5 protein-coding genes are annotated in these 6615 nt (G+C 36.4%); 4 read left to right on the top strand and 1 reads right to left on the bottom strand.

Annotation, left to right across the window (positions count from 1 at the left end):
- The coding region (locus RTP52_RS14935; protein WP_312372233.1) for a hypothetical protein at positions 1-187 on the top strand (187 nt) is incomplete at its 5' end.
- Positions 188-488: 301 nt separating this feature from the next.
- The gene (locus RTP52_RS14940; protein WP_312372234.1) at positions 489-1862 is read left to right on the top strand and encodes a citrate/2-methylcitrate synthase; all 1374 of its coding nucleotides are present in this window, start codon (positions 489-491) and stop codon (positions 1860-1862) included.
- Between the two features lie 119 nt (positions 1863-1981).
- Here the strand turns inward: RTP52_RS14940 and RTP52_RS14945 are convergent, their stop codons facing one another.
- A complete protein-coding gene (locus RTP52_RS14945; RefSeq protein ID WP_312372235.1) occupies positions 1982-2173 on the bottom strand; it encodes a hypothetical protein in 192 nt (63 codons plus the stop codon).
- Positions 2174-2700: 527 nt separating this feature from the next.
- Between RTP52_RS14945 and ileS the strand changes: the two genes are divergently transcribed.
- The gene (ileS, locus tag RTP52_RS14950; RefSeq protein WP_312372236.1) at positions 2701-5976 is read left to right on the top strand and encodes an isoleucine--tRNA ligase; all 3276 of its coding nucleotides are present in this window, start codon (positions 2701-2703) and stop codon (positions 5974-5976) included.
- 449 nt (positions 5977-6425) lie between these two features.
- On the top strand, positions 6426-6615 hold a 190-nt coding region (locus tag RTP52_RS14955; RefSeq protein WP_312372237.1), incomplete at its 3' end, for a CNNM domain-containing protein.

Raw genomic sequence — 6615 nt, forward strand, 5'->3', positions numbered from 1 at the left:
AATTTACTATCTCGAACTAACGGCATTGGGAAAACAAGCACTCTTAAGGGAGCAAGATGTTTTTCAAAAGTTGTTTTTAAGAATAGGAAGACGAATGGGAAAAGATGAAATAACACAAATGGTTGAATCTCTTCAAAAGTTGGGAAACATATTAGAAGATGATCTGGAAGTATCGTCGATGGAATAAGATAGACTGATAGGATAGTCGCATATTTATGCACTAACACTATCGGTCTTTTTGTTTGTAATAACGATATAAATTGATTCAACACGATATTCCAGTGTATACCATAAGATATAATATATTACAGTAGTTCATGAAAACATCTTATAACTATGCATAGAATTGTAGAATTATGTTTCTAATAATTTCTTAAAGTTGGAGAAAAATGATTGACAACTAAAAAAAAATAAGTAATACTTGTGTTAACTAAAAATTAGTTAACTGTGTTAATCATCTTGGGCATAAGCCGAAAAGGAGGTATTGGATGAAAGATGTTATTTTTCAAGTCACCCCACAGGTAAAGAAGTTATCTGCCATATGTACGAGCAGGGATAAGGTCCCGGCAGAATTATACCGTCAGTATGATGTGAAGCGTGGCCTAAGAGATCTTAACGGAAAGGGAGTCCTCGCCGGGCTTACGAATATTTCGGAAGTGCATGCAAAAGATATTGTGAATGGAGAAGAGGTACCATGTGATGGTAGACTTTTTTATCGTGGTTATGATGTCAGGGAATTAACGGATGGTTTCTTATCCGAAGGTAGATATGGATTTGAAGAGATTACATATCTATTATTATTTGGAGAATTACCTACCAAAGAGCAATTAGATGAATTTAAAGTGGAACTAGGGCAAAGAAGGTCATTGCCTCATAATTTCTGTCGCGATGTTATTATGAAAGCACCTAGCAAAGATATTATGATATCGCTCGCAAAAAGCATTCTAACCATCTATTCTTATGATGCAGAGGCAGAGAATACCTCAATTCCTAATGTAATGAGACAATGTCTCAATCTCATAAGTCAATTTCCAATGCTGGCTGTGTATAGCTACAATGCATATAACCATAGTATTGGGAATAGTCTTCATATTCATCCGCCAAAAGAAGAGTTTTCGATGGCAGAAAATATCCTATATATGTTACGTCCAGATAAACAATTCACCCCTTTTGAAGCAGCGGTACTCGATTTAGCTTTAGTACTTCATATGGAGCATGGCGGTGGTAATAACTCCTCTTTTACTACACGTGTTGTTACATCTTCTGGAACTGATACTTATTCTGTTATGGCAGCGGCATTAGCGTCCTTAAAAGGGCCGAGACATGGTGGTGCGAATATCAAAGTTATGCAAATGTTTGATGACTTAAAGGGTAAGATTGGTGATTGGAAAGATGAAGAAGCAATTGCGGCTTATCTACTAAGGATCCTCAGAAAAGAAGAATTTGATCGTTCCGGCCTTATTTATGGTATTGGCCATTCAGTTTATTCTATTTCGGATCCAAGAGCTGATATTTTTAAGAATTTCGTAGGGAAACTTGCAGTGGAAAAAGGGCAAGAAAAAGAATTTGAATTATATACGATTGTAGAAAGACTTGCGCCAAAATTAATTGGAGAAGAGCGAAAGATTTATAAAGGCGTTAATGCGAACGTCGATTTCTATAGCGGATTTGTATCTCGGATGCCGTCTTCTGCTTTAGAATTATATACTCCAATGTTTGCTGTAGCAAGAATTGTTGGATGGAGTGCTCACCGCTTAGAGGAACTTGTTAGTGCAGAAAAAATTATCCGTCCCGCTTATCGTAGTGTTCATGATCGTAGGGCATATGAAGCAATGGACGAACGTGAAGATCAAACGAAATAGCCTATATATGATGTATAGTTACTAATCCTGTCTGCTTGTCCCTTAAGTTTGAATAGACAAAGGAGAAAGTTATCAAAATGGACGGAACAAGCAGAAGGGGTGTAGGTGACCAGAATGAATTAGCCCCGAAGACCGTTTACGAAACGTTCTACATCATCACGAGATTGAAACGTATCTTTCATACGCATAACGGCTTCATATTCACTGGAGTTTAACCTGTTCAGATAATTATCCATTGAGTTATCTAAAAATAATATTGCGGGTATTACTTGTACACCATAAACATCTGTTTGCGATAAAAATGGTATCATATTAATCACCTCATGGATAATGTGCTCAACTTAGTGTTATTTATGCTTTGAAGAAGTTGGCAATCAGAATTTGATGTTGACAAAGCACGGAATCTATACTAAGATAAAGAAAAAATAACATCTGTCGTAGTAGTTGATAAAGCGATAGAATAAAATAGTATATGTAAAGACGTTGACGAAGAGAGTAAGAATTCTTAAAAATCACAGCGAGCTGCAGAGAGTGTGAGTGCAGTAGGAGTAGGGAATTTCTGAAAATCACTTTATCAGTTGCAACATTGAAACGTAGTTAGTAGGTGTTGTCGGGTTCTACCGTTATATAGATAATGTATAACAGACTTAGTCTGCGTACGTGAAATAGGTGGTATAATGAAGCATTCCCGCTCTCATCCTGTTTTGGATGGGAGCTTTTTTTAATTCATGGAGAGAAAAACCGAAGACATATCTATTTTTGAACTTTAGATTACGAATACTGACTGCGAACGATTAAATAAGGAAACAATAGAAGAGATAAGAAAGGAAGATGAATCATGTACGAAAAGGTATCAACCAACCTGAATTTTGTTGACAGAGAAAAAGAAGTATTGAAGTTCTGGAAAGAGAATGAAATCTTTGAGAAGAGTATTGATTCCAGAAAAGAAGGAGAGACATTTACATTTTATGATGGACCTCCAACAGCAAACGGTAAACCACACATTGGACACGTATTAACTCGTGTTATTAAGGATATGATTCCAAGATACCGTACTATGAAGGGTTGTATGGTTCCAAGAAAGGCTGGATGGGATACTCATGGTCTTCCAGTAGAGCTTGAAGTTGAAAAACTTCTTGAGTTAAATGGTAAAGAGCAGATTGAACAATATGGTTTAGAGCCATTTATTACAAAGTGTAAGGAAAGTGTTTGGAAATACAAAGGAATGTGGGAAGATTTCTCTGGTACCGTTGGTTTCTGGGCAGATATGGATGATCCATATGTAACTTACCACAATGAATATATTGAATCCGTATGGTGGTCCTTAAAACAAATCTGGGATAAAGGGTTATTATACAAAGGCTATAAAATTGTGCCTTATTGTCCACGATGTGGAACACCACTTGCTTCTCACGAGGTAGCGCAAGGATATAAGGATGTAAAAGAGAAATCCGTTATCGCTAAATTTAAAGTAATGGATTCTGCAAATGAGTATTTCTTAGCATGGACAACAACACCTTGGACACTTCCATCTAACGTAGCACTTTGTGTAAATCCAAAGGAAGACTATGTGAAAGTAGAAGTTTCAGTGAATGCAAAGGGTAATGTTGTAAAGAGCCCTAAGGGTGAGGAAGAGATCACTGAGGAAAATACTGCAGTTGGTGTAGAATACTATATCTTAGCAGATGCATTATGTTCCGTTATTGAAGGAGATTATAAAGTAGTTGAGCGTTACAAAGGATCTGATCTTGAGTATATGAAATACGATCCACTATTTGAGTACGCTTATAACAATGTGGATGGAACTAGAAATGAAAAAGCAAACCGTGACAATGTTAATGGCAAGAAGGCTTATTATGTAACTTGCGCTGACTATGTTACATTAACGGATGGTACTGGTATCGTTCATATTGCTCCAGCTTTTGGTGCAGACGATGCGAATGTAGGTAATCGTTATGAATTACCTTTCGTACAATTAGTAGATGAAAAAGGCCAGATGAAGGAAGAAGTGACTGATTTTGTAGGACTGTTCTGTAAGAAGAGTGACGAAGGAATCCTTAAGAAATTAGGAGAAACAAAGCAATTATTTAAGGTTCTTAAATTTGAGCATAGTTATCCATTCTGCTGGAGATGTGATACACCACTTATCTACTATGCAAGAGAGTCCTGGTTTATCAAGATGACAGCAGTGAAAGACAAGATGATTGCAAACAATAATACAATTAACTGGATTCCTGAGACCATTGGTAAAGGACGTTTCGGTGACTGGTTAGAGAACCTTCAGGATTGGGGTATCAGCCGTAACCGTTACTGGGGAACTCCATTAAATGTTTGGACTTGTGATTGTGGCAAGATGCATTCAATTGGAAGCATCGAAGAATTAAAGTCTATGTCTAAGAATTGTCCAGATGATATTGAGCTTCATAGACCATACATTGATAATGTAACGATTACCTGTCCTGATTGTGGAAAGGAAATGCATCGTGTACCTGAAGTGATTGACTGTTGGTATGATTCTGGTGCAATGCCATTTGCACAGCATCATTATCCATTTGAAAATAAAGAGAAGTTTGAAGCACAGTTCCCAGCAGATTTTATCTCTGAGGCTGTTGACCAGACGAGAGGTTGGTTCTACTCCTTACTTGCAATATCAACTCTTATCTTTGATAAAGCTCCATATAAGAACGTTATCGTTCTTGGACACGTACAAGATGAGAATGGCCAGAAGATGAGTAAGTCCAAAGGAAATGCAGTGGATCCATTTGATGCGTTATCAGAATATGGTGCAGATGCGATTCGTTGGTACTTCTATATTAACTCTGCCCCTTGGTTACCAAACCGTTTCCACGGAAAAGCAGTAGTAGAAGGACAGCGTAAGTTTATGGGTACTTTATGGAATACCTATGCATTCTTCGTACTTTATGCAAATATTGATCAATTTGACGCAACCAAATATACTTTAGATTATGATAAACTTCCAGTTATGGATAAATGGTTACTTAGCAAGTTAAACACAGTGGTTAAGACTGTAGATGAAAACCTTGCTGCTTATAAGATCCCTGAGACTGCTAGAGCACTTCAGGAGTTCGTAGATGAGTTAAGTAACTGGTATGTAAGACGTGGTCGTGAACGTTTCTGGGCAAAGGGAATGGAGCAGGATAAGATTAATGCTTACATGACGTTATATACAGCATTAGTAACGATTGCAAAGGCTTCTGCGCCTATGGTTCCATTCATGGCAGAAGATATCTACCGTAACCTTGTAGGAAGTATTGATAAGAATGCACCATTAAGTGTTCATCTCTGTGATTTCCCAACATGGGATGCGAAGTTAATCGATACTAAGCTTGAGGCAGATATGGAAGCGGTTCTTGAGATCGTAGTTCTTGGCCGTGCATGTAGAAATACAGCAAACATTAAGCAAAGACAGCCAATTGCTAAGATGTATGTAAAAGCAGAGTTAACGCATGAAGCAAACGATGGCAGCGTAGTAGAAGGAATGTCTGACTTCTATAAGGAAATTATTGAAGATGAATTGAATGTGAAGAATGTAGTGTTTACTTCCGATGTTCGTAACTTTACTTCTTATACTTTCAAGCCACAGCTTAAGACTCTTGGTCGCCGTTTTGGAAGTAAGTTAAATGCATTAAAAGAAGTATTATCCTCTTTAAATGGTAACGAAGCAATGGATGAATTAAATGAGAAGGGAACTCTAACAATTACTTTAGATGGTACAGAAGAAGTTCTTGAAAAGGATGACCTTTTAATTGATGCAGCTCAGATGGAAGGGTATGTAACAGATAGTGACTATGGTATTACTGTAGTTCTTGATACGAACCTTACGAAGGAGTTAATTGAAGAAGGATTTGTTCGTGAAGTTATCAGTAAGATTCAGACTATGCGTAAAGATGCTGGATTCGAAGTAATGGATCATATTGTAGTATCTGTAAAGGGCAATGAAAAGGTAGAAGCAATTGTGAAGAAAAATGTTGCTGAAATCTCTTCTATCGTTCTTGCAGATGATGTGGTTTATGGAGAAGCTCAGGGCTTTAGCAAAGAGTGGAACTTAAATGGTGAGGATGTAACTCTTGGGCTTATGAAAGTAAATGCTTAAAAAATAAAGTGATAGTTAAAAAAGGATGAGGCTTAGCTCTCATCCTTTTTTGTAGTACAATGTAAATTAATAATTGGATATTGATGGTTAATAAAATGGATGGTATGATATAAATAATGCTATATTCATTACATAATGTATCAAAAGAGGATTTTGATAAAGGGGTAACTTTGAACATATTCAAAGCAACGATATGCCATAATAATTCTTTTAAAACTAGTAATACTAATCTTAGCACAGCTGGATAATTATAATGAGTGAAAAGTATAGGTAATAAATTTTTTCGCTCATAAAATTTCTATTCTCAGCAATTTTAACTAATGTAATAAGAAAAAGAATTATCTAAGGTGTAAGATGAGAATTTGGAAATTTTGTCAAAAGATTTCTATTCCTTGTATTTACATCATGTAGTATAATATATCCCAAAAATATTTATTTAGGAGGATTTTATGGAATCAGACCCTGACCCCGACGCGGGTAATATTATGCTTCAAATAAGCATTCTTATTCTTTTAACATTAGTTAATGCATTTTTTGCCGGTGCTGAGATGGCAGTTGTTTCAGTAAACAAGAACAGGATGAAAATTTTGGCGGATTCCGGTAACAAACGTGCAAAGCTAATCGTATCTTTATCTGATG

The sequence above is a fragment of the Lachnoclostridium sp. genome, from assembly GCF_031997925.1.
Classification (GTDB): Bacteria; Bacillota; Clostridia; order Lachnospirales; family Lachnospiraceae; genus Lachnoclostridium.